The organism is Bacillus sp. D7-8, from assembly GCF_052055895.1.
Taxonomy (GTDB): Bacteria; Bacillota; Bacilli; order Bacillales; family Bacillaceae; genus Bacillus; species Bacillus velezensis.
The window spans coordinates 2,412,093-2,436,917 of sequence record NZ_CP179922.1; the positions used below are offsets into that span (position 1 = coordinate 2,412,093).

33 protein-coding genes, 1 tRNA gene and 1 riboswitch are annotated in these 24,825 nt (G+C 45.1%); of the genes, 11 read left to right on the forward strand and 23 right to left on the reverse strand.

Annotated features, from left to right (window positions below; translation table 11 throughout):
* The first annotated feature begins 28 nt into the window (after positions 1-28).
* Positions 29-424 carry an SA1362 family protein gene (locus tag ACKTRM_RS11635; RefSeq protein WP_007408340.1) on the forward strand — a complete coding sequence of 132 codons (396 nt, stop codon included), beginning with the start codon at positions 29-31 and terminating at the stop codon, positions 422-424.
* Here the strand turns inward: ACKTRM_RS11635 and ACKTRM_RS11640 are convergent.
* From ACKTRM_RS11640 to ACKTRM_RS11650, 3 genes are all read right to left on the reverse strand, one after another.
* Positions 421-1,296: a patatin-like phospholipase family protein gene (locus ACKTRM_RS11640; RefSeq protein ID WP_012117971.1), complete on the reverse strand. Its 876-nt coding sequence runs from the start codon at positions 1,294-1,296 to the stop codon at positions 421-423. The genes ACKTRM_RS11635 and ACKTRM_RS11640 overlap by 4 nt on opposite strands.
* 114 nt (positions 1,297-1,410) lie before the next feature.
* Positions 1,411-1,839 (reverse strand): transcriptional regulator MntR, encoded by a 429-nt coding sequence (gene mntR / locus ACKTRM_RS11645; RefSeq protein ID WP_007408338.1) that lies wholly within the window; start codon positions 1,837-1,839, stop codon positions 1,411-1,413.
* Between the two features lie 99 nt (positions 1,840-1,938).
* A complete protein-coding gene (locus ACKTRM_RS11650; protein ID WP_012117972.1) occupies positions 1,939-2,775 on the reverse strand; it encodes a lipoate--protein ligase family protein in 837 nt (278 codons plus the stop codon).
* Positions 2,776-2,967: 192 nt separating this feature from the next.
* On the opposite strand from ACKTRM_RS11650, the gene ACKTRM_RS11655 reads away from it, so the two are divergent.
* Complete coding sequence (locus tag ACKTRM_RS11655) at positions 2,968-3,348, forward strand: rhodanese-like domain-containing protein (RefSeq protein ID WP_007408335.1); 381 nt, start codon at positions 2,968-2,970, stop codon at positions 3,346-3,348.
* Between the two features lie 51 nt (positions 3,349-3,399).
* On the opposite strand, the gene gcvPB is transcribed toward ACKTRM_RS11655, so the two are convergent.
* The 3 genes from gcvPB to gcvT are packed head-to-tail and all read right to left on the reverse strand — an operon-like array spanning position 3,400 to position 7,329.
* Positions 3,400-4,875, reverse strand: a complete 1,476-nt coding sequence (gene gcvPB, locus ACKTRM_RS11660) for an aminomethyl-transferring glycine dehydrogenase subunit GcvPB (RefSeq protein ID WP_007408334.1) — start codon at positions 4,873-4,875, stop codon at positions 3,400-3,402.
* Positions 4,868-6,214 carry an aminomethyl-transferring glycine dehydrogenase subunit GcvPA gene (gene gcvPA / locus ACKTRM_RS11665; RefSeq protein WP_012117973.1) on the reverse strand — a complete coding sequence of 449 codons (1,347 nt, stop codon included), beginning with the start codon at positions 6,212-6,214 and terminating at the stop codon, positions 4,868-4,870. Before gcvPA ends, gcvPB begins: the two co-directional genes overlap by 8 nt.
* Positions 6,215-6,228: 14 nt before the next feature.
* Positions 6,229-7,329: a glycine cleavage system aminomethyltransferase GcvT gene (gcvT, locus tag ACKTRM_RS11670; RefSeq protein WP_012117974.1), complete on the reverse strand. Its 1,101-nt coding sequence runs from the start codon at positions 7,327-7,329 to the stop codon at positions 6,229-6,231.
* A gap of 178 nt (positions 7,330-7,507) precedes the next feature.
* A riboswitch (glycine riboswitch) is annotated at positions 7,508-7,608 on the reverse strand.
* Between the two features lie 144 nt (positions 7,609-7,752).
* Between gcvT and ACKTRM_RS11675 the strand changes: the two genes are divergently transcribed.
* The 4 genes from ACKTRM_RS11675 (at position 7,753) to sinR (ending at position 10,958) form a co-directional block, all read left to right on the forward strand.
* Positions 7,753-9,423 (forward strand): DEAD/DEAH box helicase, encoded by a 1,671-nt coding sequence (locus ACKTRM_RS11675; RefSeq protein WP_012117975.1) that lies wholly within the window; start codon positions 7,753-7,755, stop codon positions 9,421-9,423.
* 21 nt (positions 9,424-9,444) lie between these two features.
* Entirely contained in the window at positions 9,445-10,239 is a 795-nt protein-coding gene (locus tag ACKTRM_RS11680; RefSeq protein WP_012117976.1) for a YqhG family protein, read from the forward strand.
* 176 nt (positions 10,240-10,415) lie between these two features.
* Complete coding sequence (gene sinI, locus ACKTRM_RS11685) at positions 10,416-10,589, forward strand: anti-repressor SinI (protein WP_003153105.1); 174 nt, start codon at positions 10,416-10,418, stop codon at positions 10,587-10,589.
* A 33-nt stretch (positions 10,590-10,622) separates the two neighbouring features.
* Positions 10,623-10,958: a transcriptional regulator SinR gene (gene sinR, locus ACKTRM_RS11690; RefSeq protein ID WP_003153104.1), complete on the forward strand. Its 336-nt coding sequence runs from the start codon at positions 10,623-10,625 to the stop codon at positions 10,956-10,958.
* A 47-nt stretch (positions 10,959-11,005) separates the two neighbouring features.
* On the opposite strand, the gene tasA is transcribed toward sinR, so the two are convergent.
* The 3 genes from tasA to tapA all read right to left on the reverse strand — a co-directional run bounded on the left by tasA (position 11,006) and on the right by tapA (position 13,083).
* The gene (gene tasA, locus ACKTRM_RS11695) at positions 11,006-11,791 is read right to left on the reverse strand and encodes a biofilm matrix protein TasA (RefSeq protein WP_007408329.1); all 786 of its coding nucleotides are present in this window, start codon (positions 11,789-11,791) and stop codon (positions 11,006-11,008) included.
* Between the two features lie 64 nt (positions 11,792-11,855).
* Complete coding sequence (gene sipW / locus ACKTRM_RS11700) at positions 11,856-12,440, reverse strand: signal peptidase I SipW (protein ID WP_012117977.1); 585 nt, start codon at positions 12,438-12,440, stop codon at positions 11,856-11,858.
* Positions 12,412-13,083: an amyloid fiber anchoring/assembly protein TapA gene (tapA, locus tag ACKTRM_RS11705; RefSeq protein ID WP_012117978.1), complete on the reverse strand. Its 672-nt coding sequence runs from the start codon at positions 13,081-13,083 to the stop codon at positions 12,412-12,414. The genes sipW and tapA overlap by 29 nt, the downstream gene beginning before the upstream one ends.
* A gap of 258 nt (positions 13,084-13,341) precedes the next feature.
* On the opposite strand from tapA, the gene ACKTRM_RS11710 reads away from it, so the two are divergent.
* Entirely contained in the window at positions 13,342-13,671 is a 330-nt protein-coding gene (locus ACKTRM_RS11710; protein WP_012117979.1) for a DUF3889 domain-containing protein, read from the forward strand.
* 39 nt (positions 13,672-13,710) lie between these two features.
* On the opposite strand, the gene ACKTRM_RS11715 is transcribed toward ACKTRM_RS11710, so the two are convergent.
* The 9 genes from ACKTRM_RS11715 to ACKTRM_RS11755 form a co-directional block, all read right to left on the reverse strand.
* Positions 13,711-13,890 (reverse strand): YqzE family protein, encoded by a 180-nt coding sequence (locus ACKTRM_RS11715; RefSeq protein ID WP_003153093.1) that lies wholly within the window; start codon positions 13,888-13,890, stop codon positions 13,711-13,713.
* Positions 13,891-13,946: 56 nt separating this feature from the next.
* A complete protein-coding gene (gene comGG, locus ACKTRM_RS11720) occupies positions 13,947-14,324 on the reverse strand; it encodes a competence type IV pilus minor pilin ComGG (RefSeq protein WP_012117980.1) in 378 nt (125 codons plus the stop codon).
* Complete coding sequence (comGF, locus tag ACKTRM_RS11725; protein ID WP_012117981.1) at positions 14,325-14,825, reverse strand: competence type IV pilus minor pilin ComGF; 501 nt, start codon at positions 14,823-14,825, stop codon at positions 14,325-14,327.
* Positions 14,734-15,048, reverse strand: coding sequence for a competence type IV pilus minor pilin ComGE (gene comGE / locus ACKTRM_RS11730; RefSeq protein ID WP_012117982.1), 315 nt, complete (start codon positions 15,046-15,048; stop codon positions 14,734-14,736). The genes comGF and comGE overlap by 92 nt, the downstream gene beginning before the upstream one ends.
* The gene (gene comGD / locus ACKTRM_RS11735) at positions 15,032-15,469 is read right to left on the reverse strand and encodes a competence type IV pilus minor pilin ComGD (RefSeq protein ID WP_012117983.1); all 438 of its coding nucleotides are present in this window, start codon (positions 15,467-15,469) and stop codon (positions 15,032-15,034) included. The genes comGE and comGD overlap by 17 nt, the downstream gene beginning before the upstream one ends.
* On the reverse strand, positions 15,459-15,767 hold the full coding sequence (gene comGC, locus ACKTRM_RS11740) for a competence type IV pilus major pilin ComGC (RefSeq protein ID WP_003153087.1): 309 nt from the start codon (positions 15,765-15,767) through the stop codon (positions 15,459-15,461). The genes comGD and comGC overlap by 11 nt, the downstream gene beginning before the upstream one ends.
* Positions 15,768-15,771: 4 nt before the next feature.
* Positions 15,772-16,809: a competence type IV pilus assembly protein ComGB gene (gene comGB / locus ACKTRM_RS11745; protein WP_012117984.1), complete on the reverse strand. Its 1,038-nt coding sequence runs from the start codon at positions 16,807-16,809 to the stop codon at positions 15,772-15,774.
* Entirely contained in the window at positions 16,796-17,866 is a 1,071-nt protein-coding gene (comGA, locus tag ACKTRM_RS11750) for a competence type IV pilus ATPase ComGA (protein WP_012117985.1), read from the reverse strand. Before comGA ends, comGB begins: the two co-directional genes overlap by 14 nt.
* 196 nt (positions 17,867-18,062) lie before the next feature.
* Positions 18,063-19,013, reverse strand: a complete 951-nt coding sequence (locus ACKTRM_RS11755) for a magnesium transporter CorA family protein (protein WP_007408319.1) — start codon at positions 19,011-19,013, stop codon at positions 18,063-18,065.
* Positions 19,014-19,158: 145 nt separating this feature from the next.
* Here ACKTRM_RS11755 and ACKTRM_RS11760 point away from each other — a divergent pair, with 145 nt between their 5' ends.
* Entirely contained in the window at positions 19,159-20,460 is a 1,302-nt protein-coding gene (locus ACKTRM_RS11760; protein ID WP_012117986.1) for a hemolysin family protein, read from the forward strand.
* Positions 20,461-20,497: 37 nt separating this feature from the next.
* On the opposite strand, the gene ACKTRM_RS11765 is transcribed toward ACKTRM_RS11760, so the two are convergent.
* Positions 20,498-21,328, reverse strand: coding sequence for an STAS domain-containing protein (locus tag ACKTRM_RS11765; protein ID WP_012117987.1), 831 nt, complete (start codon positions 21,326-21,328; stop codon positions 20,498-20,500).
* 71 nt (positions 21,329-21,399) lie between these two features.
* Here ACKTRM_RS11765 and ACKTRM_RS11770 point away from each other — a divergent pair.
* Positions 21,400-21,470: transfer RNA gene (locus ACKTRM_RS11770), tRNA-Gln, on the forward strand.
* 64 nt (positions 21,471-21,534) lie between these two features.
* Here the strand turns inward: ACKTRM_RS11770 and ACKTRM_RS11775 are convergent.
* The gene (locus tag ACKTRM_RS11775; RefSeq protein WP_003153079.1) at positions 21,535-21,915 is read right to left on the reverse strand and encodes a Spx/MgsR family RNA polymerase-binding regulatory protein; all 381 of its coding nucleotides are present in this window, start codon (positions 21,913-21,915) and stop codon (positions 21,535-21,537) included.
* 236 nt (positions 21,916-22,151) lie between these two features.
* On the opposite strand from ACKTRM_RS11775, the gene ACKTRM_RS11780 reads away from it, so the two are divergent.
* Positions 22,152-22,397 (forward strand): DUF2626 domain-containing protein, encoded by a 246-nt coding sequence (locus ACKTRM_RS11780; RefSeq protein WP_003153078.1) that lies wholly within the window; start codon positions 22,152-22,154, stop codon positions 22,395-22,397.
* Positions 22,398-22,436: 39 nt separating this feature from the next.
* Here the strand turns inward: ACKTRM_RS11780 and ACKTRM_RS11785 are convergent, their stop codons facing one another.
* On the reverse strand, positions 22,437-23,075 hold the full coding sequence (locus ACKTRM_RS11785; protein WP_012117988.1) for an MBL fold metallo-hydrolase: 639 nt from the start codon (positions 23,073-23,075) through the stop codon (positions 22,437-22,439).
* 154 nt (positions 23,076-23,229) lie between these two features.
* Here ACKTRM_RS11785 and ACKTRM_RS11790 point away from each other — a divergent pair, with 154 nt between their 5' ends.
* The gene (locus tag ACKTRM_RS11790; protein WP_003153076.1) at positions 23,230-23,403 is read left to right on the forward strand and encodes a DUF2759 domain-containing protein; all 174 of its coding nucleotides are present in this window, start codon (positions 23,230-23,232) and stop codon (positions 23,401-23,403) included.
* 32 nt (positions 23,404-23,435) lie between these two features.
* Here ACKTRM_RS11790 and ACKTRM_RS11795 read toward each other — a convergent pair whose 3' ends face one another.
* A complete protein-coding gene (locus ACKTRM_RS11795; RefSeq protein ID WP_003153073.1) occupies positions 23,436-23,750 on the reverse strand; it encodes an MTH1187 family thiamine-binding protein in 315 nt (104 codons plus the stop codon).
* Positions 23,751-23,755: 5 nt separating this feature from the next.
* Complete coding sequence (locus ACKTRM_RS11800; RefSeq protein WP_023357038.1) at positions 23,756-24,793, reverse strand: hypothetical protein; 1,038 nt, start codon at positions 24,791-24,793, stop codon at positions 23,756-23,758.
* Between the last annotated feature and the right edge of the window lie 32 nt (positions 24,794-24,825).

Below are 24,825 nucleotides of genomic sequence, written 5' to 3' on the forward strand. Positions count from 1 at the left end.
ACCGTTATTATTTTGGAGGTGGGCAGTTATGAATCATCGTGTACAACCTTTTTTTGCTGTATTGATAGCGCTTGGCGCATTCGGTTTCATTTATGCGGCGGTAACCAACCCCGGGCAGATGATTTCAAGAGCGATCACCGTTATTATCGCAGGCATCATTATTTATTTTATCGTGAGGACGGTCCTGAACCGCCGCACCGGCCGTGACGGAACCGCTTTCAGAAAAGCGGCCAGACAATCGCGGCTCCGAATGAAGGAGCAAAAAGCGAAGCACCGCGCCGGACACAGAGGCCGGGTCAGCCATTTGCGGAGCGTGCCGAGCAGCAGCAGACCGAAGCCGATGATTCTTAAGAAAAAAAGCCAGACCCAGCTTACCGTCATAGAAGGCAAAAAGAATAAAAAGAAAAACAGAGCGCTTTTTTAATAGCTCCATTGCTTCAAAAATTGCTCTGTTCTGCTTTTTCCTAGCTCAATGAGAGCTAGTTTTTTTTGCGGTGTGAGATGAAACTCCGTCGCCATCACATGTTCCACCGGAATAAAAATAATATTCTGTTCGTACTTTGTCGCGATATGCCTGGCATCATGAGCGTCTTTCATCGTTTCAAACAAAGCCCCGAACAGCTCAAAAGCGTTGCGGATTGATTTTTTCGGGCGCTCTTTTTCGTTGGGCGAAAGCGAAATTCCGATGACCGGCCGTTTGCGTTCTTTTGAATACAGCCAAATCGGGAAATTGCTTAACACGCCGCCGTCAACGACCGTTGAGGTGCCTTTTTCTGTCTTCAGTTTTATCGGTTCAAAAAAATAAGGAATGCTGCAGCTCATTCTGACGGCTCTGGCAACCGGGAACATCTCCGGATTTAATCCGTAGCGGGGAAGATCGTCAGGAAGCACGATCATCGTTCCGTTCGTCAGATCTGAAGCGATGAGACGGAGCGAGCCTTTTTTCAAATCGCCGAACGCGATGATGCCCTTCGCTTTTAATTTATCCGCAATCCATTTTTCCAGCATATCGCCTCTGTATAGTCCGAGGCGCCAATATATCGACACCCACCGCAGGATTTTCAGCGGGAGGAATGAGTATCTCTGATCAAGCAATTGCCTTCCGTCAACCTCATCTATGATGGAATGAACCTCTCTGCTCGTATAGCCCGCAGCGATAAATGCGGCAATAATTGCGCCGGCGCTTGTTCCGGCGAGTCTTTCAAAGCGAAAGCCCTTTTCTTCCAGCGCTTCATAAGCGCCGGCAAGCGCCACCCCCTTTATCCCCCCGCCCGAAAATACGCCGTCAATCTGCATAGCGCGCCCTCTCCCTTCCATCTCAAGGTGTATTATTATTTTAAGAAACGGTTGGGCGAAATAGACCAAAGAATGAAGACATTAAAAAAAGGGCGCCCCATTTCGGGCTGCCCTTTATTCACCGGGATTTTCGGTTTTTTTCTGTACGGATTTCAATTCTTTTTTCCGGCTTTCGTCATCTTCGAAATACTGAACGAGGTCGCCGATGCGGTCAATGCTGTTCCAGCTCAGATGATGTTCGATTCCTTCAACATCATTGTAAATCTTCTCTTCATCAACACCAATGATTCTTAAAAACTGCTCAAGCAATTCGTGTCTGTATACGAGCCGTTTGCCGATCTTTTTGCCTTTTGACGTCAATACGAGCCCGCGATATTTTTCATAAATCAAATACTCGTCTTTATCTAGTTTTTGAACCATTTTCGTTACAGAGGAGGGGTGGACTGCCAAAGCTTCCGCGATATCAGAAACCCGTGCATATCCTTTTTCTTCTATCAGCATATAAATCTGTTCAATATAATCTTCCATACTTGGTGTTGTCATAAGTAACCCTCCCAAAAAGCACCTTAACTTTATAAACCATTACAAGTTTACACTAACGGTCATGAAAAAACAAGGATGCTTCCGGTCTGTCAAGCCTTATCAGCGCTTATAATTCCATTCATCAGACGCGTATTTCGTCTCAGCCAGCTCATTGACAAATGCAAGCTCTTCAGACGTGAGTGTGTAAGGCTCAAGATGAATGTTCAGCCCTTCCTCAAAACCGGCTTTAAAAGCGATTCTGGCCTCATCCATCGTTACCCGTTTCGGTGCTAAGGCGTTGATGGCTACCGCCTTGTTTTTGAAATTCCGCTGCATGCGCTCACGGACTCTGTCGCTCGGATATAAAAACAGATCAAACAGCTTATCCTCATCAATGTCAAGCAGGATGGAACCGTGCTGAAGAATGACGCCTTTTTGGCGTGTCTGTGCGCTTCCGGCAACTTTCCGTCCTTCGACGACCAGTTCATACCACGAAGGCGCATCAAAGCAGACGGACGAGCGCGGATTTTTCAAGCTTTCTTTTTCTTTCTCCGTTCGCGGAATCGCAAAGTTGGCATCAAGTCCAAGGTTTCTGAATCCCTGCAGAATACCTTCTGAAATCACCCGGTACGCCTCTGTCACCGTGGCCGGCATTTCCGGGTGATCCTCTGAAACGATTACGCTGTATGTCAATTCTTTATCATGCAGAACACCCCGTCCGCCTGTCGGTCTTCTGACAAACCCGAGGCCGTGTTTATGTACTGCGTCAAAGTTAATTTCCTTCTTAATATTTTGAAAATACCCGACAGACAAAGTTGCCGGATTCCAGCCGTAAAAACGGATCACCGGAGGAATTTTTTTTTGGCTGTGCCAATATAAAAGCGCTTCATCCAGCGCCATGTTAAATGCCGGGCTTTCATTCCCTGAGTCAATAAACCGCCATGTTTCTTTTTCCATACACTGAACCCTTCTTTATCGTTTTAATAAAATCAGTTTAACAAACTGCCTTGAAAATGAAAAATATTTCGTTTCATTAAGGATGACAATCGCTTCATGCTTTACTATAATAGTATTTGTCCCAAAACGTCCGGTAAGCCTTGTTTTCAGGAAGCAGGGTTTTATTTTATAAGCTAAAGGAGTAGAATCGCATTGTCTAATATGATTGCTTTAATTATTGTTGCGGCGTTTATCGTTTATATGATCGTGTCGTATTTTTACCAGCAGCGTTTAATGAAAACACTTACGGAAGAGGAATTCCGCGCGGGCTACAGAAAAGCGCAGCTGATTGACGTCCGTGAACCGAATGAATTTGAAGGCGGCCATATTCTCGGCGCGCGCAACATTCCGCTGTCACAGCTGAAACAGCGCAAAAGTGAAATCCGTCCTGATAAACCCGTTTATCTGTACTGCCAAAACAATGTCCGCAGCGGACGCGCGGCACAGACGCTCCGCAAACACGGCTGTAAAGATATTTACAACCTGAAAGGCGGATTTAAAAAATGGGGCGGAAAAATTAAAGCAAAAAACTAATCATAAAAAAGAGCTTCCGTATAAAACGGACAGCTCTTTTTTTACACCGTGTCAGCGGCTGCCGTCAAGTGTACGTTCGTATTTTAAAACGGGCTTTCTTGCCGCCTTGGTTTCATCCATTCTTTTGACAACTGTTGTATGGGGCGCTTCCTGAACGATTTCAGGCGATTCCTCCGCTTCCCGCGCAATTTGAATCATGGCATCTATAAACGCATCTAGCGTTTCCTTTGATTCCGTTTCCGTCGGTTCGATCATAATGCTTTCTTCAACATTGAGAGGAAAATACACAGTCGGCGGATGATAGCCGAAATCCAAAAGCCGTTTGGCAATATCAAGCGTTCGAACGCCGAGCTTTTTCTGCCTTCTTCCCGATAACACAAATTCATGCTTGCAATGACGGTCATACGGGAGATCATAATAAGGCGCGAGTCTTCTCATCATATAATTTGCATTTAAAACCGCGTTTTCGGTCACAGCTTTTAAGCCGTCAGGCCCCATGGAACGGATATACGTGTAGGCTCTGACATTAATGCCGAAGTTGCCGTAATAAGGTTTTACGCGCCCGATCGACTGCGGCCGATCATAGTCAAAAGTCAAACGGCCCTCTTTTTTCGTGAGAACGGGTTTCGGCAGATACGGAATGAATTCTTTTTTCACTCCGACCGGACCTGAGCCCGGTCCTCCCCCGCCGTGCGGCCCGGTAAATGTTTTATGCAGATTAAGGTGAACGACGTCAAATCCCATATCTCCCGGTCTTGCTTTACTTAAAACGGCATTTAAATTCGCTCCGTCATAATAAAGCTTTCCGCCGGCCTGATGGACGATTTCAGCCATTTCCGTAATGTTTTCCTCAAATAACCCGAGGGTGTTCGGATTCGTCAGCATCAGCGCCGCTGTTTCTTCGTTTACTGCTCTTTTCAAATCTTCAATGTCAACCAGCCCGTGCTCATTTGACTTAACGGTAATCGTTTCAAAACCGGCGACCGTGGCGGATGCCGGATTCGTACCGTGGGCTGAATCAGGGACAATCACTTTCGTCCGTCCGAAGTCTCCCCGCGCTTCGTGGTAGGCGCGGATCATCATCAGGCCGGTCCATTCGCCGTGAGCGCCCGCCGCAGGCTGCAGCGTCACCTCGTCCATGCCCGTAATCTCCTCCAAGTGTCCGCTTAAATCGTATAAAAGCTCAAGCGCCCCCTGAACCGTGTCCTCGTCCTGAAGCGGATGAATGGCGGAAAAACCTGCGATCCGGGCAATTTTTTCATTTAATTTCGGATTGTATTTCATCGTACAGGAGCCGAGCGGATAAAAGCCTGAATCAACTCCGTGGTTCCTCTTAGAAAGAGCGGTATAATGCCGCATAATATCGAGCTCTGATACTTCCGGCAGCTTTGCGTCTTCATCGCGGATATAGTCACCGGGAAGAAGGCTTTCAAGCTCTGTTTCCGGCACATCAAGCTCCGGAAGGCTGTAACCGATACGCCCTTCGCGGGACATTTCAAAAATAAGCGCCTGATCTTGATTATTCATGTTGATCCCCCAATCTCGCAATAAGCGAATCGATCTTTTCTTTTGTTCTCAGCTCTGTGACGGCAATGAGCATATGCTGATTCAGTTCCGGATACGCAAGGCCTAAGTCATATCCGCCGATTATGCCGTCTTGCAGGAGCCGCCGGTTTGCTTCCTTGACGGGAAGATTCAGCCTGACGGCAAATTCATTAAATATCGGGCCGTCAAATGCTACGTGCAAGCCGGCTTTTTCCGCTTGGCGTCTCGCGTAATCAGCTTTCAATATATTTTGGCGGGCCATGTCTTTGACGCCGTTTTTTCCGAGCGCCGTCATCGCGGCTGAAGCCGCTAAAGCATTCAGCGCCTGATTTGAACAAATGTTAGACGTGGCTTTGTCTCTTCTGATATGCTGCTCGCGCGCCTGAAGAGTGAGAACAAAACCTCTTCGCCCGTTTTCATCCTCCGTTTGGCCGACAAGCCGGCCCGGAACCTTTCTCATCAGTTTTTTCGTTACTGCAAAATAGCCGCAGTGCGGGCCGCCGAACGCCGCAGGTATGCCGAAAGGCTGCGCGTCCCCGACGACGATATCAGCTCCGTATGCCCCGGGCGGTGTCAAAATACCGAGCGCGAGCGGGTTTGAAGAAACAATCAGCTGGCTGTTTCCTTTATGTGCGAGCGGCTCAATGTCCTTTAACGGCTCGATTTGTCCGAAGAAGTTCGGATACTGGACGATCACGGCGGCCGTTTCATCACAAACGGCATGTTCCAATGCTTCAAGATCTGTGACGCCGTTTTTCGCGGGCACCTCTACAACCTCAATATATTGGCCCTTTGCGTATGTTTTCAAAACATCCCGCGATTCCGGATGAACGGCTGCGGAAATGACGATTTTTTTCTTTTTCGTATGTCCCGACGCAAGCATCGCCGCTTCCGCCAGCGCCGTTCCCCCGTCGTACATAGAGGAGTTTGCGATATCCATTCCCGTTAATTCACAGATCATCGTTTGAAATTCAAAAATCGCCTGCAGCTCTCCTTGTGAGATTTCAGGCTGGTAAGGCGTATATGCCGTGTAAAACTCTGATCGGGATATCACATGATCGACGATAACCGGCTGGTAGTGATCGTACACTCCTGCGCCCAGAAAAGATGCATATGTAACAGCGTCTTTATTTTTCGCCGCAAGCTTTGTCAGCTCTCTCGTCAGCTCTGTTTCTGATTTTGCTTTTTTAATTTGGTAGTCTTTTTGAAACCGTACATTTTCCGGAATATCGGCAAACAGTTCATCAATTGTTTCTGCGCCGATGGCTTTCAGCATTTCTTTTTTATCCTGTTCTGTCGCGGGCAAATATCGATGCTTCATATGACTCTCCTTTTTCAGCTCTGTTTTGGACGTTTATAAAACGGTGTGCGGACAATCTTCGCTTTTACCGTTTTTTTACGGATTTCCACTTCTACTTCCGTTCCGACTTCACTGAATTCCGTTTTGATTAAGGCAAGGCCGATATTTTTCTTTAAAGTCGGAGATTGCGTGCCTGTCGTGACTTCACCGATCGGAACACCGTCTTTTTTCACGGCGTATCCGTGTCTCGGAATCCCTTTTTCAATCATCTCAAGTCCGACCAGCTTTCGCGGGGCTCCTTTTTCTTTCTGTTCGCGCAATACTGATTTCCCGAAAAAATCGGAATCTTTCTTGTGTTTCACGGCAAATCCGATTCCGGCTTCAATCGGTGTAATATCTTTCGTCAATTCCTGACCGTATAAAGCAAGCTTCGCTTCAAATCTCAGCGTATCACGGGCGCCGAGACCGCACGGAACGAGGCCTTCATGCTCTCCCGCTGCAAGTATCTCCTTAAATAGATGAACCGCATCTTCATTGCGGCAATATAACTCAAATCCGTCTTCACCGGTATAGCCTGTTCTTGAAAGCAGGACTTGGCGTCCGGCAACGTCCGCCTTATCAATAAATGTAAACGGCTTTAAGGAGGACAAATCACATTCAGTCAGCTTCGCAAGAACCGACTGAGCATTCGGCCCCTGAACGGCAAGCAGTGAAATCCCGTCAGACTGATTCGTCAGCGTGACGTCGCCTTCCGTATGTTCCGTCAGCCAAGCGATGTCTTTTTCAATATTAGACGCGTTAATCACGAGCAGATAGCAGCTCTCGCTTTTCTGATAGATCAGCAAGTCATCGACCGTACCGCCGTCAGGATAACACATGGCGGTATAAAGCGCGTTTCCCGGCTTTAAATCGGCAACGTCATTTGTCATCATTTTTTGCAGAAAAGACAGGGCGTCTTTACCGGATACTTCGACTTCCCCCATATGGGACACATCAAACAGGCCCGCTTTTGTACGGACGGCTTCATGCTCCTCTTTAATAGAAGAAAATTGAACCGGCAGCTCCCATCCTCCAAAATCAATCGTTTTTCCGCCGTATTCTTTATACACGTCATAAAGCGGTGTTCGTTTCAGCATCATCTTCCCCCTTCAGTCATTGGCGCATTGTAAAAACATATAAAAAAGGACAGAGAAACACCTCATGAAAATGAAGGTTTCTCTGTCCCGGCACCTGAAAGTTTACTTTATGAACATATCATAAAGACGTCCCCTTTGGTGGTCTGCTGCTTCTAAGTGCAGACACTCTCCAGAGTTGCGTCGAGCAAGAGTTCTTTTGCCTGAGAGATTCACTCCGCAGTTTGCTCCTTCGGCGCCCGGACGCCCATCTTTCGTCCGAGTCTCTCCCCTTGCTGTCATTCGCTCATATTTACCAATTTTATGGACATACTAAAGCAATATCTTTTAGTGAAATCATTACTTATATCCTACCACCCTCATTTACGTCCGGCAACAAAAATTATGATAAATCAGTTTTTTAAAAGAAAGGCGGTTTTGTTACATATGACAGCAGAGATCATATTTGATGCAAACTGGCCGGGAGAGTTTTCTGAGCGGCTGAAAACGGACGGTCCCTGGTCAAATTGGGAGATGTACAAACTGTCGGCTGAAGTCCAGCAGACCCTTGCCATTCCTGAATTTGAAGGGTTGAGGGCTCCTTTATACCTGCCCAATTTCACTCCGCTTCCCCATCAGCTTGAGGTCGCACAGAAAGTCGTTGAAAAAATGAACGGCAAGGCGATTTTGGCTGATGAAGTAGGGCTCGGAAAAACGGTGGAAGCGGGCCTGATTTTAAAAGAATATATGATTCGCGGGCTGGCCAAAAAAATCCTGATTCTTGTGCCGGCATCACTCGTTTCCCAGTGGGTGAAAGAGCTTCAGGAGAAGTTTTTAATACCCGCTGTTGAACAGAAGAAAAGCTATGTGTGGGAACAGTGCGATATCGTCGTTTCTTCTATTGATACGGCCAAACGCTCGCCTCACAAAGACATTGTCCTTTCTATTCCGTATGATCTCGTCATTATTGACGAGGCGCACAAGCTCAAAAACAGCAAAACGAAAAATTATGAATTTGCGAGAAGTCTTGTGAAGAAATACTGCCTGCTTTTGACGGCGACGCCGATTCAAAACCGGATCGAAGAAATCTTTAATTTAGTGTCACTGTTAAAGCCCGGCCATTTAGGAAACGAAAGCGGATTTCAAGAAACCTTCAATCAGAAGGACGGGATTGACGCTCATGAGCATTTGAAAGAGCTCGTCAATAAAGTGATGATCCGCAACACGCGGAGCGACACCGGCCTTACATGGACGAAGCGCCACGTGGAAACAGTGCCGATCACCTTTTCACCGACGGAACAGGCGCTTTACGATGACATCGTCGCACTGAAAAACGGCACGGAAAAGCCCGCAAGCGCATTTTCCATTATGACGCTGCAAAGAGAATGCTGTTCAAGCAGGGAAGCCGTGTATATGACGCTCAAAAAAATGCTTGACCAAAAAGACAAACAAGCGCCCGCATTCGATGATCAGACGATCGCTAATTTAATGGACCGCATCAATCAAGTCACGCAAAACTCAAAAGCGATTCAAGTTGTTGACTTGATCCAAAAGATTAATGATAAAGTCATTATTTTTACTGAATACAGGGCGACACAGATTTACCTGCAATGGTTCCTTCAGCAGAACGGCATAAGCTCCGTTCCGTTCAGAGGCGGATTTAAACGCGGAAAAAAAGACTGGATGAAGGATCTCTTCCGCGGCAAAGTGCAGGTGCTGATCGCTACAGAAGCCGGAGGCGAAGGGATCAACCTGCAATTCTGCAACCATATTATCAATTATGACCTCCCGTGGAACCCGATGCGGCTTGAACAAAGAATCGGAAGGATTCACAGACTAGGTCAGGAAAGAGATGTCCATATCTACAATATGGCGACAAAACATACGGTGGAAGAGCATATTTTAAAACTTCTGTATGACAAAATTCATTTATTTGAAAATGTCGTCGGAGAATTAGATGACATCTTAACAAAAATCAAAGTGAGCAATTTTGAAGACCATTTGCATGATATTTTATGCCATTCGCTGACAGAGGAAGAAATGAGAATCAAAATGGACAATCTCACCTCTTTTCTGTCGTACGGTACGGAAAATCCCGCCAGAAAAAAAGGATCTTAATCTAAAAGGAGGAAGCGCGACATGAGACAGCAGGAGGTTCACGAATTTTTACTGCGCTTTTTTGAAGCGAACCACTGTCCGATTACAGAACACGGGCCGGGTTTTATGACGGTTCAGTTGACGGTCGAGATGGACAAACAAATTATGAACCGCCCGTTTTATTGGCATTGGTGTGAAAAAACGGGCGGCGAACCGAACCCGATGAAGATTACGTTCATCACTGATAAAGAAACGGCTCCGGAGGATATGGACGGCGAATTTATTTACTTTGGAGCCCCGCGCCTCTTTCAAATCTTTCAAGCAGTTAAACAAAATGGGAGATTTACAAGAATATATGAGAAAATTGTATCAGCCGGAGCCAGAGTGCCGCTTCAGCCCTGGCTTGGATTAAATGTAGTGATTTCATACCAATCCGACATGAAAAAAGACAGACTTTTGTCTTTAGGCCTGCATCTTGTTTCTGGAACAATTATAGAAGGGTTTCAGCAGAAGCTTGCACCGCTTCCGCTGACCTCGCAAATATCAGACTATTGCTTTACCATATCGCCGATGATTAAGCCGGAAAGCGGAATTAAAAGAATGGAGCATTACTTAAAAGACGCTGCCGCCAAAGAGCCGTCAGACTGGGCTGACAGCGCGATCGCCAGATGGAAAAAGGACCTCAGGCTGCTCGATCAGTTTTATGAGCAGACAGAGGAAAAACCTGAGGAATACCATTTGGAAAAACAAGCGCTGAAAGCCTTATATCAGCCGAAAATTCACATTCAGATTGAAAACGGCGGTTTATTTTTCCTGCAAAGTAATTTTTCTGGATAAGCGTTATCCATTCGACACCTTTCCCGTTTTTTCTGGAAATTCTATATTATAATAAAAGTATATAGAAAAAATTTCTGGCGTTTCGCATGCGATGAATCACTTCCAGACATGTAAAGATAAGGTCATGGGCGGATTGGCTGAAATACATAAACAAGTATTTTAGGAGGAGAAAATGCATGAAAAATGCAAAAATGGAATTTTCACAATTAGATAAGGAATGGGTTGAGCTGATATTAGAAGCCCAAAAAGCAAATATCAGCCTAGAAGAAATACGCAAATACCTGCTTTCGCATAAAAAGTCTTCTCAACATATCCAGGCAGCCAGAAGTCATACCGTAAATCCTTTCTGAATGTGCTATAATATCACAAGGAAGGTGATGACATTGATTGGCCAGCGTATTAAACAATACCGAAAAGAAAAAGGCTACTCACTATCAGAACTAGCTGAAAAAGCTGGGGTAGCGAAGTCTTATTTAAGCTCAATAGAACGAAATTTACAGACGAACCCCTCCATTCAATTTCTCGAAAAAGTCTCCGCTGTTCTGGACGTCTCGGTTCATACTTTACTTGATGAAAAACATGAAACCGAATACGATGGTCAATTAGATAGTGAATGGGAGAAATTGGTTCGCGATGCGATGACATCCGGGGTATCAAAAAAACAATTTCGTGAATTTTTAGATTATCAAAAATGGAGAAAAGCGCAAAAAGAGGAGTAGTGCCGCCATATGTGCACAACTCCTCTTTTAACTGTCCGACTTTCGGATTAGTTTTTATCCTCACTGTGAGCCTTTTCATTTTCCTTGACGTAACCGTCTTTATCCGTATGATCTTTCGTAATGGTCAAGCCGTTCCATTGCGTTGCTTCAAAAGAGAATTGAAGAGAAATCGCATTGCCTTGGAACTTGTTTTGCACACTTAATCCGTCCGCAGTTTTTGCGGTGTCATTTTTAAATTGGATTTCCATTCTCACCTGGTCATAATCAGCAGGCGTTTTCGGAACTCCGTCGTACTCAGGAGCTGTTTTGCCGTTAATGGTTGCTACATTGACTTTTCCGCTCTCACTCAGGAATTTCGGATCAATGTGCTTGCTGATCGCTTCGGCAGCTGCTTTATCCTGTTTTGTTGACATTAAGTATAAGTCTTTCAGGCTGGCCGCCTTCAAAATGATATTTTTAGGATAGCCGTTGCCCCCTTCTTTACCGACTGTCAGAACCGTAATTTCAAACTGACTGAGGAAATCCTCCGCAGATTCATTTCCTTTCTTTGCTCCTTTAAAGTCAGTAAAATTCAAAGCCATCAGCACTTCTTTAATAGCAAGTGAACCATTGTTTCTGAATTCAAAATCTTTCGTCAATTTATCACCTGGTTTTAAGTTTGACAAATTGACATTGGCTGATTGTTCTTTAGCCGATAAATCAAGTGTTCCTGACGCAAATGTAGCGTCTGTCGACTTCACATCATTAAATGCGGCCCATGTGCCTCCTCCTACTAATGCTAAACCGAGTGCGGCTGAGGCAACGCCCAAGCTTAATTTCTTTTTCATACCCATGTTTGTACTCTCCCCTTACTTTTTATTTTTGTTATCAAATCCTGTCGCCAGGTTGCAACCGTATTCATGTGGAGATGGTTCCCTTTTTCGCATGTTCTTCCAGCGCTTTCGTTTTCCGCTCAATATCGCGGAGGGCGCTGACAATGACTGTTATTGAGTAAATCAAAAGCATGACGCCGGGAACGATTAACAGAATCGCCGTTCCGATCGGCTGGCTGGCCAAATGGATGACATATCCGGCATACGGAAGCTGATATCCCGTATACTGGGCCGCCACTTTTTCAGCTTGAACGGGTGCGGCATCCGGGGCGGCATTATGGTCCCCTTTTGTCTCAAACAGCAGGTTCCCGTCCTTTTTTGTGATCCCGATTATTCTGTGTGTGACGGCTGTTCCGTCATCTTGCGTAAAGGTGATCACATCCCCTTTTTTTAAGTCATTCACGTCAGAAATTTTCTTTACCGCTATGAGCGAACCCGTCTTAAATTCCGGGTCCATTGAACCCGACAGCACGGATTTCAGCGTATAGCCGAAGATGGCCGGTTCACCCCCGGAAGCCCGGGTCGAAATCACCGTTAACGTCAGCACAATAATCAAGCTGAAGATGACGGCATACAAAATATTACTGATCAGTTTCAGCGTTTTTTTCATGTTCTTCCCCGCTTTCTTTTACCGGCTCAGCCGGCTCTTTCTCCGTTTTCTTTAGATCGGAAACGGTCGTCTGTTCCCGGCATTTGACGAGTTTTATCGGTTTTGACCACTCAAATTTTTCTTCGTCCGCCGGATACCCTTCAGGCTTGTAAACCTTGAATGCGTATATGCCCGGCTGCAAAGACCGCTTTGACTCAATTTTATAAATCGTTTTGCTTTTTTTATCAGTAATAAGCCCTTTATCCACAACATTGCCGTTTCGTAAAGGCTGCTGCTGAGAAGCAATTTTATGGAGCTCCCATTTCCAGTCAGAAACAGTCCGCTCTTTTCCCTTATTCTCCAGCTCGGCATAGAGCTGAAGCGGCGCACACACGGTGCCTGACGTATCAGTTTGATTTGTTATATGTAAATCACTTTGATCCCAGCGTTCGTCATAACGGCAATCGTCATCCGTATATTGAAAATCTCCGCACGTTTGAACCTGGAGACTGAAGCTTTTTACATCATTGAAGGAGGAACTTGTATCACCTGTGAACTGAGCACATATCGTCACGGACAGGCAAAAAATGAACGAAAGCCGTAAAAATAGCATCATCCGCCATCTCACCTTGCCCTTTTTTTCCATTCGCAACAATCGGAACATGCCTTACCCCCTGTAAAACTGTTAATAAATATGACAACCGTTCTCTTTAAAGAACTGTATGAACAAAGTATAATCAAGGATTATCGTCTTGAAAAATGTCAAAATCGGTCAAATTGTTCGTTTTTAAGAATGGTATCTTTTAAAAACAGCGTTTTGCTTCAAATTACACACCTTTTTGGAATTTTTTCTAATAAAACGTGAGAAAATAACGAGGTGCCTAGAACAAAATGGAAAGTATATACAGCGAAAGGACGAAGAATGATGATCAAACAAAGTCTGATTTGCCTTTCTCTTCTTGTTTTCGGGGTTTCAGGAACAGCTCAGGCGGAAACGGTGCCTTATTATGCTGTTCACCATAAATCAAAATGGGAAAAGTTAGCAGAAAAGGAAGCTAAAAAAAGATATCCGCTCGCCCAAACGTTATTTATTCAAAAGGTGTGGGATCGGAAAAGAACGGACGAAGCAGTCAAGCAATACCACTTGACATTGCGGGATGGCGCAAAAGAATTTGGCGTGTTTGTTACGATTTCTTTTAATCCCTACAGCCAAAAGGTAAATAAAATTGCCGTCATTGAGGAATACCAATAAGGCCCTCCTGTATCAGGAGGGCCTTTCGTGTGATTCACTTTATTTTTTCCGCTGCATCCACAGCTTAAAACTATACGGCAATATTCCGAACCAGTGCTGAGAAGCCGGCACTTTCTTTTCTTTCCGCACTTCTTTTCGCTCTCTCCGTTCCTGTTTCGGCGTATCGAAATATTTAACGAATTGCTCAGTCATATATTTTACATAATCATTTGTTTTCACGGCTCTCACCTCATAGTGCTGTCTTTACTATGAAGTGTTGTCCCGCCGCCTCTTTTTTATACTTCCGTCCATTGAATCAGCTGTTTCTTCTTCTGATCGAACAAAAGGTGAGCCTCCCGTCTCGTTCCTGTCGTTGTTTCCGCCTGAATTGTAACCTGAACCGTTTCCCGGCGATCACTCCCCGTGATGTGAAAAGAAACGGTGCCATACGGAAAACGCTGTGTACCAGTTTGGACCTTTTGTCCCTGTGTCATATGGCGGCTTGACAGCAGCACGCCGTTTTGGAGCAGATTCTCTCCGATCCAGTACTCCCCGGCCTCTTTTGCAAATGTTTTTCGGGTGATGAAATCAGACGAAGTATAGCTGATGACAAGTAAAACTGCGGCAGAAACAAACAGAACCGCGGGATATATAAAACCGTCAGATTTGTACATTTAATCACCTTTAAAAGAGCTGTAAACCGGAATGACCGCCTGATTCTTTTGACCTGTAACGCTTGAAATCTCTAATAAGAGCAGGCCGTTTTTCACATCAGCCGTTAATGATGCCGCGTTTTGCAGGATCGGCACGTGGCCTTTTCCGTTTACTCTTTTCCTTATCATCTTATGATAAATTTCAAAACGCACTTCTTCGCCTCCGGTTTTCCGGCATGCTAACGCCCGTCCGCCGTCCGCCGGCTTCACAGCCTCAGCCTGTTTACATTCGTTCATGATCTGCTGAACGGCAATTTGATGCTCCCGGCTGTCTAATCCGCCGTTATCGGCCCGGTTTGATAAAAACAGATGTAAAATCGGGCCCAAGGTGCCTGATAGGAAAAGACAGACTGCCAAGGAGAACAAAACATTAAGAAGCGTAAAGCCAGTCTGTTTTGAGAATGCTGAGGCACATTTCTTTTTCGCTGCGGTCAGCCGTACACACTTTGTAATACTCACCATCCTCCTTCCACTTCACACCGGGAGACGGCGGCTTTTTTCCGGTCATCATATAAGTGCTGATATGTTTCTGAAGAAGCTGGTACGCTTCCTGGCGATCTTCTATTTTCAGACCATCTGTCAGCATGCCCGTCCAGACCGGAATGATAGACGTCATAAGGAACAGCCAAATGGCCATTGCTGATAGTGTTTCAATAGTAGAGAACCCCTTATTTCCGTTTAGCATGGACATTTCCGCTCCCTAAGTAAACCGTGATCTCATAGGTGAACCCGGCGCTCTTCAATTGAATCTTTCCTCCCGAATTCGGATGGCCTTTTTCGTTAAATTCAAGGCTCTCCGGTAAAGTCACAAGTGTAATGTGAAGCGAGTCAAAAGAACGCTCGACAATCCTTCCGCCTGACTGCAGTTTGTATTTATGCTCTTTTGGAAGAAAAGTGATTTTTGTTCTTTTATGTTCTGCGATAGCCGTTTCCTGAGCAAGCTGAATATCTTTTTGGAGCTGTTCTGTTTTTTGCCGCACGGCAAGGTGGGTGTAGGCCGGCGGAACCGTCGTGAACAAAACCGTCAGCAGGACGGACGCCAGGCTTAACACAATCAGGCTTTCAAGAAGGGTAAACCCATTTTCTGTCCGCCTGTTATTGTTCAACTGTAACTTCTCCGCCACTAATTAAGATCTGTTTACCATTCGGGCAGGCTGTATTCTTTTTGATATACCCCTCTGATTGTAAATCGTTCATATCCGGCATTTTACCTTCATGATCGATTTCGTACGCCGTCACTTGGGCTTTCACCATATTCTGCAGTCCTTCACAGCCTTTATGCTGAATGCTTTGATTATGTTTTGTAACGTTAGGAATGGTGATTAAAAGCAGAATGGAAACGATAAATAAAACGATCAGCATTTCAATTAAAGTAAATCCATCTTGATTTTTCAGACGAAGCACTCCCTTACATTTGGTTCATCATCTGGTACATCGGCATCAGCATTGACATGTAGACAATTAAAATCATACCGGCCACAACACCGTAAATGACAGGCTGGAGAATGCCGGTATACTTCGCCGCGTTTTGTTCAAGACGCTCCATCATAAACTGGCTGTACGTATAAAGTTCGCGGTGAAGCAGGCCGTTTGCCTGTCCGTGGCTGACTGCAGCCGCAAGGTCTTTTTCATAACACGGATGCCCGGAAAGAGCGGATTCTATGGTTTCTCCGGCTTTCAGACGTGTAATGAGCATCTCTGCTTCTTCACGATAAAAAGGCAGAAAAGATTGTTCTTTAAAAGCTGTTAAGCTGTCATAGATAGATAGGCCGGATTTCAGAAGACTGCTGAGCTGTAAAGAGAAAAAGTAGCTGTTAAAAAGAACGGCCGCTTTTCCTAATAGTGGTATTTTCACAACAATCAGCATTTTATCTTGCGGGGATTTTTTTTTACATAAGAACCAAACGTACAAAAACAAGCAGAAAGCGGCGGACAGCGCCAGTGCGCAGGCTTCATGAAAATGCCGAAAAAACGCAAAGATGAAAGCAGTCGCACCGGAAGTATTCATATTCATTGATTGATAAATCCCAGCAAACTGCGGAATAATTAAACTTTGCAGGATATAAAACATGACACAGACGGAAGAAATTAAAAACATCGGATACCGGAGCATTTTTTTGATTTGATCCGTCTGCATGAGCTTTCTCTGTAATAATTCGCCGCTTTGTTTCATCGCCCCCGGCAATTCCCCGTGTTTCTCAGCGAAATAGCAGATAGAGACGGCTTCTTTGTGAAAAGACAGTGCCTCAAGCACTTGGTAAAACGCATCACCTTGCCTCAGCCGGCGGATTCCGTCCGTCAGCTCTGCAAGCTGACGTTTATGCAGCTGGAGTTGCAGCAGTCTGAGCCCTTCAATCAGACTGTATCCTTTTTCCGTCATTTCACCGAGCCTTTTCAAAAAAGCTGCTTGATCCTTCAAGGGCCAGGTTCGGTTAATCCGCTTCATGATACACCCACCGATCGTAATTGTCGGTCGTGACATAGCCGAGCGCGATTCCTTTTCTGATCAGCCTGCGGAGCGTCTGATATTGAAAATTGGCGTGCTCTCCCTTTGCTTCCTGAAAGCATTGGGTGAGGTTTTTCCCGTAGAGCAGTTCATAAATGCCCGCACGGCGTGTCTGCCTGTACATCCGGCAGTACACGGAACAGTTTTCCTCTTTGCAGAACGGACATGTTAAATCAACCAGACGCTGAGCGGCAATAGCAATGACGGTTTGTTCAATTTCTGTCATGTTCACGCCGAACTCCAGCAGCCTGTATATGGCGCCCTTAGCATCTCTTGTATGCAGGCTTGAAAGAACGAGGTGTCCCGTCATGGCCGCGCGGACTGCGATTTCAGCCGTCTCGGCATCTCTGATTTCCCCTAAGATGATCATATCGGGATCATGTCTTAGAATCGCTTTTAAACCGGCGGAATATGTGACTCCGGCTTTTTCATTCACCTGAACTTGCAACACATCCTCATCTCTTGTTTCTACGGGGTCTTCAAGCGTGACAATACGCCGGTTGAAATGCCTTTTTGCATAGTTGACAAGCGAGTAAAGAGTGGTCGTTTTTCCAGATCCGGTGGGGCCGGTAAACAGAAGCAGGCCGTGCGAATGCTTCAGAAAGGACAATAGTGCGGCGCCCGCCCCCCGAAATAAGGACAGTTTATCCAGAGGGGGAATCTGCCGCTTAGGCAAAAGCCTGATGACAAGACTTTCATCATTCATTGTCGGCAAGGTTGACATTCTTAAATGAACGGTTTCCGTCGGAAGCGGCAGAGACAATGACCCGTTTTGCGGCTTACGTCTTTCTCCTATATCCATGGCCGATAAAAACTTAAAATGAGAAATTAGCCTTACGCATTCCTCTTTTTTTAAGACTCTTTTTTTCACAAGAGCATGGCCGATGCGAAAATGAATGAAAGCATCCCTTTCTCTCGGCACAATGTGTATATCTGAAGCCCTTGCCGTATAGGCCTCGTTTATGATGTTCCTGCTGTATGTTTCAATATTTTTCACAAGACTTCCCTCCTTCCGCACGTATTGTAAATCAGATACACAGAAGCCGGCAAAGGAGAGATTATGCGTTTTACAGTGTGTAAAACGTAAAAAAATAAAAAATAAGCCCCCTGACTCTGATTTACCGAATGAACTCGGGAACCATTCGGCCATTTTCAGCCAGCCATCAAAAAAAGCAGGCGAATGCCTGCTCTCCTTAGCGTTTCTTTTCTTTCCGCAAATATTTTTTTTGATGCTCCCTCAAAATGTCCCCTGTCCAGCCTTTCTGCCGCAGATAAATATAAATCAGCAGGGTTGATACAATAATGAGCACGATGGAACAAATATACGCATATTTCCAATGAAGCTCCGGCATGTTATCAAAGTTCATCCCCCAGAGAGCTCCAAGCGCCGTCATCGGTGTAAAGAGAGTTGTAAAGATCGTCAAGGCTTTCACAATTTCATTTCCTCTTTGGGAGGTAATGACTTCCTCGGCGTGCAGCAGATTGCTCAATTCCTGATCAAACTCATTGATATATGTAATTCCTCTTTCCATCTTTTGATGAGCTCTGAGGTAATCTTTCTGCCTGTCATTTTTCGGGAGAAAAGCTTCTTTTAAAGCCATTTCCACTTTTTTAGCCCCCAGTGTAAGGCCTTTCCAAATGAACAGCTCATGGCGCAGTTTATGCACATTTTCCAAGATTCCTTTGCTGTTGTCATCATGAATCTGCCATTTCAGCGTCCGCTGCTTGACTTCAAATTCATCCAGTCCGATCAGATAGGAATTCATCAGCTCTCCCAGCAGAACAAAAAAGCCTTCAATCGGATTTTCACAGGTTTGAATCTGCTGTGTGGCATGCTTTTCTTTTACACCGCGCAGCAGCGAAAAATCAAAATTAATTGTAAAAAAGAAGTCTCTCGTAATATAAAAGTGAAATACGGTATGGTTTTTTTCATCATCTAATCCTTGATGATAGATTAAAGAACCGAAAACCGCTTCATTATTCTGATCATTTGTATCTGAGCGCAGAAAGTTTATATGATTTTCATGTTCAAACCACTTTTCGCATTGCGGCCAGTGATTGTGATGAATCATTTTTTTCGCTTCTGTTTTTTCATGCGGACCGAGCTGGTACCACAGCCAGTCCGCACCCGAATGTACCTTCATCTCTTGTCATCCTCCAGTATCGCTTTCTTGTTTTATTACCGTAAATGAAGCAGGCTAAACCAGGTTCGATGTTTGAGCAGCTTTCTACAGTGGTATTATTCCGAAAAAAGGGAGGTGCAAGCCTTCCTTCGCGGAAGGCGTTACATTGTATATCATCAAACTGTCTGCCATCGTACTATTTATTTTATTAACGGCGTGTTTTGTCGCCATAGAGTTTTCAATCGTTAAAGCAAGGCGCTCCCGCATTAATCAGCTCATTGAGGAAGATGTAAAAGGAGCAAAAGCAGCCAAGCATGTCATTACACACCTCGATGAATATTTATCGGCATGCCAATTGGGCATCACCGTCACCGCTTTGGGAATCGGCTGGCTGGGTGAACCGACAGTCAAAGCGATGCTTCAGCCGTTATTTTTAAAGACCGGAGTTCACGAAGCGGTTGCCCAAGTCCTGTCATTGATCATCGCCTTTCTGCTGGTTACATATGTGAATGTCGTTATCGGCGAACTTGCCCCGAAAAGTTTTGCTATCCAAAAAGCCGAGCGGATTACACTTTTGTCTGCCAGACCGATGATTTTGTTTTATAAGTTAATGTTTCCGTTCATCTGGCTGCTCAATCATTCCGCCCGCCTGATTACAGCCATGTTCGGCTTGAAGCCTGCTTCCGAACATGAAATGGCTTATACGGAAGAGGAATTGCGGGTGCTCCTTGCCGAAAGCTATCGAAGCGGCATGATTAAAAAAAGCGAGCTGCATTACGTAAATAACATTTTTACATTTGATAAGCGCACTGCCAAAGAAATTATGGTGCCCCGGAATGAAATGGTGAGTCTGCCGTTAGACAGCGGATCGGGACATATGCTCCGGGACATTATCAAAACAAATAAATATACCCGGTATCCCGTAGTAAAAGGAGATAAAGATCATGTAGTCGGCATCATCAATATAAAAGAAGTTTTATTCAGATTCCTGTCAGAAGGAGCGGCGTTTACAAAACACGAACTCAGCCCTTACATCCAGCCGGCGATCCATGTGATTGAGACGATTCCGATTTATCAATTATTCGTTAAAATGCAGCGGGAACACGCCCATATGGCCATTCTCATTGATGAGTACGGCGGAACCGCGGGATTAGTAACGGCGGAAGACATCATTGAAGAGATCGTCGGCGAAATCCGCGACGAATTTGATACGGATGAAACACCTTCCGTTCAAAAGCTTGGGAAGAACCGCTATCTCCTGAACGCCAAATTGCTGATCAGCGACGTCAATGATGTACTCGGAACAGAGATTACGGCTGATCAAGTCGATACACTCGGGGGCTGGTTTCTTACTCAGCATATTGACGCGAAGCCCGGGAGCACCATTGATTTTGAAGGCTACACATTTACGGTAAAAGAAATCGACAGCCATCATATCATTACGATTGAAGCTGAAAAAGCTGAATAGCTGAGGGAGACATCCCTCCCGGCCATTCAGCTTTTTATCATCTTAATGATTCTTTTACGATAAATCCGTTTTTTGCCAGCGCTTTCGCCAGACTCTGCTCCGTTTTCACCTGAGAAAAATCGATGCCGAGCTTCACGACGGTCTGCGCGATTTCCGGCCTGATGCCTGAGATTGTCGTTTCTATGCCAAGAAGTTTTGTGCTGTCAATCACTTTAAAAATCTGATAAGCGACCATCGTATCCACAATCGGCACACCTGATATATCTAAAAATAAATAAGAAAGACGGAGTGAAGAACATTGATCAAGCACCGATTCCAAAATCATTTTTGCCCGGTAGGTGTCAATTTCGCCGACGAGCGGCAAAATTCCAATACCGTCGGCAATCGGCATAATCGGCGCACTTAGTTCGTTAATCATTTCTTTTTGGGCGTTTAATTGTGTAACAGTCACTTTATAATATTCCTCTGTAAATACTTCAATCATATGGTCAATTGCTTTGTTCAGCTTCTCTCCCCATTGGAATACCGCATTCGCCCCAGGCTTCTCAGACATCGTTTCACAGCATGTCTGTATGCGGTTCCAGACCAATCTCCGGAATTCTTTAAAGCTCGTGACGCTTTCATAGACCGGTACTTCATGGACGGCCCGGTCCCTTGCAAACTGAAGCGCCCACTTTGTCAGCTCCTCTTCCCCGCCGTCTTTTTCCGATAGAATGCCGGCAACGATTTCAATTAACAGACGGTGCTGCATTTCCGCTTTCTGATCATCTGAAGGCCGCCCCGATTTTGGTATGAGCAGCCACTGGCGTGTGATTTCACCTGATTCTTCAATTAAGGTTCGAGATAATGTTTCACTCAAATGTTTCACAGGTCTCCTCCATTCAAATTCCTTTGTATGTATAAATCAGCGCCGGACGCACATACTGTAATTACATCCGATGGGCTATAGCCAAGCGGTAAGGCAATGGACTTTGACTCCGTGATCGTTGGTTCGAATCCAGCTAGCCCAGTCCCGCAACCGCAAAAAACGAAGATTAGCTGATAAATTTTGATCAGCGGATCTTCGTTTTTCTCTTATGATACAGATTGATGTACCGTTTTTTTCTTCGTCAGCTTCATCAGTTCTCCCGGATTGTATCCGATAACGAGCTTATTGCGATCGATCAGAATCGGACGCCGCAGCAGTTTCGGCTTCTCAGTCAAAAGCTTCAGCACTTCATTTACAGTCATTTCTTCAATGTTCAGGTTGAGATTTTTAAATGTTTGGCTTCTCGTCGCCAATATTTCATCAATTCCTTCAGTCGTTAATGATAAGATCTGCTTCAATTCATCAATTGTCGGTGTCTCCCTGAATAGATGGCGCTCTTGGAAGTCAACATTGTGGGCTTTTAACCAATGTTTCGTTTTTCGGCATGATGTGCAGCTCGGGTATGAATAAAAAATAAGTTCTTTCATTTTTAAAAATTCCTCCCTCGGATAATCCGTCTCTTTGTTAACATAAGTACCCTGAACTTTTTTTCATTAAACATATTTCAAAAAGATTTTTCGGATCTTTTTCAGAGAGCGGCATAAGATATAAAACACAGGGAAAGACATAAATTCCACAATAAATATAATCATGAAAATGTTTACATTTCGAGTGCCGATCTATTATAATAAACTTCAGATAGACTCTCGGGAGGGGATAAGGAATGAATCGCATGTTCCGGGTGTTAGGATTTTGGACGGGGATATTTGCAGTCATGTTTTTTTTAGGGGGCATGAAAGACGCTTCACTTTTGTTTTTTGGACAGACGATCTTTTTCGTATTTCTTTCTTATTTGAATCTGACTGAGCGGATGTATATTTATATTTTCGGAGCTTACTTAACCGTATTTTTCGCCGGATTTACATATTACTCTATTTTTATTATGACACCGGGCGGCGGAACCCACTGACAGAAAAAGACAGACCGATTATGGTCTGTCTTTTTTCATTTACAGTGAAAAACCATTGATAAACGGGTTTCGCTCCTGCTCTGTCTGAATATCCGTTTCCGGCCCGTGCCCGCTTAACACAAGTGTATATCCGGGAAGCGTGAGCAGTTTTTGATGAATGGAATCAAGCAATACGTCCTGACTTCCGCCGTGTAAATCAGTGCGGCCGATGCCTCCCTGAAAGAGCACATCACCTGAAATCACCAGATCCGCGTCCTTCACATAATAAGAAACGCTTCCCGGTGAATGTCCCGGCGTAAACAATGTCTCCAAATGGAAAGGCCCGATGTCCAATATGCCGTCGCCTTCGATGAGCCGTTCGGCGGGCCGTGCCGTTACGGCGATGCCCCGCAATATGCCCGATCCGTTTAAGGAAGAGTCCTCCAGCCACTTTTCTTCATTTTTGTGAAGATATACGGGAACATCCCATCTGTCTCTTACTTCGTCAAGCGCGCCGATATGGTCAAAATGGGCGTGCGTCAGTAAGATGGCCAGCGGCTTCAGATTGTTTTCTTTTATGTAATTGTTGATTTTGTCCGCTTCCCCGCCCGGATCAAAAATAAGACAGGACTGATCCTCACTGACAAGAAAATACGCGTTTGCCTGAATCGGACCGGCCGGCATTCGTCTCCATTTCACTTTCATCACCTCTTTATGTATATGCCCTTATTATGAAGGTTTTCTGCGGAAGATTCAATGAATGCGGCCGGGAAAACGCTATCGACAAACAAAATGAAAACGGTTAAAATGAAATGGAAAGATTTTCAGGTTTCAATGACAAAGGAGGAGCATGATGTTACTTGTTGTAATCTTCGGCCTTGTCGCATTATTAGCTGTATTAGGAGTCCTGCGGGCTGTCAGACAGAGAAATATCCTGGGATTTTTGTTAGCCGCCGCCACGCTGGGCGTGTTTGGCTGGTTTACCGTAATGACCGTTGTAACCAGCGGCTATCCGACTGCACATTAAAAGCCTGTATCCAATGGATACAGGCTTATTTTTTATTGCTGCAAATGTTTGCTGACACTTTTGATTTTGCTCTCCAGTGTCGTTTCTTTATCACGTCTGTCATCAATGCGGATATTTGTCGCCACTCTGTGCAGCCCTTTTTGGAACGGGGCTTCGTGAATGTCCTGAATGACTGCGAATAAGTCGCTCAGCTCACCTTCAATCAAAGTGTTCATCGGCGTGAGCTGAAATTTGATCTTGCCGGCAGCTTTGTACCCCTCCAAAATGTTTTGCACATCCGCTACATACTCACTGACGCTCGGTGTTTTTGTTCCGATCGGAATGATTGTCACATCTGCAATTGCCATTTGGTTCAAACTCCTTTTTCATTTGTTATGATTGGTTCTGTCATGCCTGTTTTCAGTGAAATCAGACGGTCATACGTAAAGCCGTATAAAGCGTATTCCCCGTTCGGAGAGATCTGAATCGGCTCCATTTCCGTGTTTTTGAGCACCGTCCGCTCCCGTTCGTCTCCTAAGTCAAAGCTGATCAGATTGTAAGAGCGGCCTTCAGGCTTGAATATGTAAAACCGCTTGTGTGTCTGATCGTAATCATACTCCATCGGCGCAAAGCTCTGATACTTTTCTTGGAGAGGAAAGCGGTGCGTCACGGATGCCGGCTTTTGGAAAAGGAACTCGCCGTCTCCGTCCGATTGATCCGTTTGTCTGACGGCAATCGTCATGCCCGGGCGGGAATCGGCCCAGATGACGTGATGAAGCACTCTTTTTTCTTTTTTTGTCTGCAAGTCATAAGAATATAAAGGACCCTCTTCCTCCGTTTTTCCTTGCTTGATATATTGGAATTCATCAGTGGAGGTCCAATGGACAAAAGGGGCCTGAACGGGACTCTTTTTTAAAATGCCGTTGTTCATATCGGCCGTATAGGCTGTGAAGTCCCATGTTTCAGTAAAAACGGTAATCATCATTTGATACGGGTCATACGGATTCCAAGCCGTCTCCAGCTCATAAGAGTTAAAGGCTTTGTGATAAAGTCTTTTCCCCTGCTTGTTCATAAGCACAAGCTCAGTCTGACCGCTGCTTGTCACCTGTATGAGAATCAGCTGTTTTTTCCGGCTGATCTTTACATTGACAATATTGCCCTTTGTTTCATAGAGCCGTTCGGATTTTCCGCTGAAAAGATCATATTTCATCAGCTGATGATGTGCTGTATACAGGATCGTTCTGTTATCCAGCCATCCTTCCGTTTTCTCCGCTTCCTTTTTACTGAGCGGAACGATTTTCTGTTCTGCCGATTTTGCCGAAACGCCTGTGTCTTGCTGCTGATGAGATGGTTCACAGGCCGCTAAACACAGAACGAGTGCTGACAGCAGAACACAAACCAAGTATCTCACCAGCCTTCCCTCCATTCTTTTCTATTGTCCCA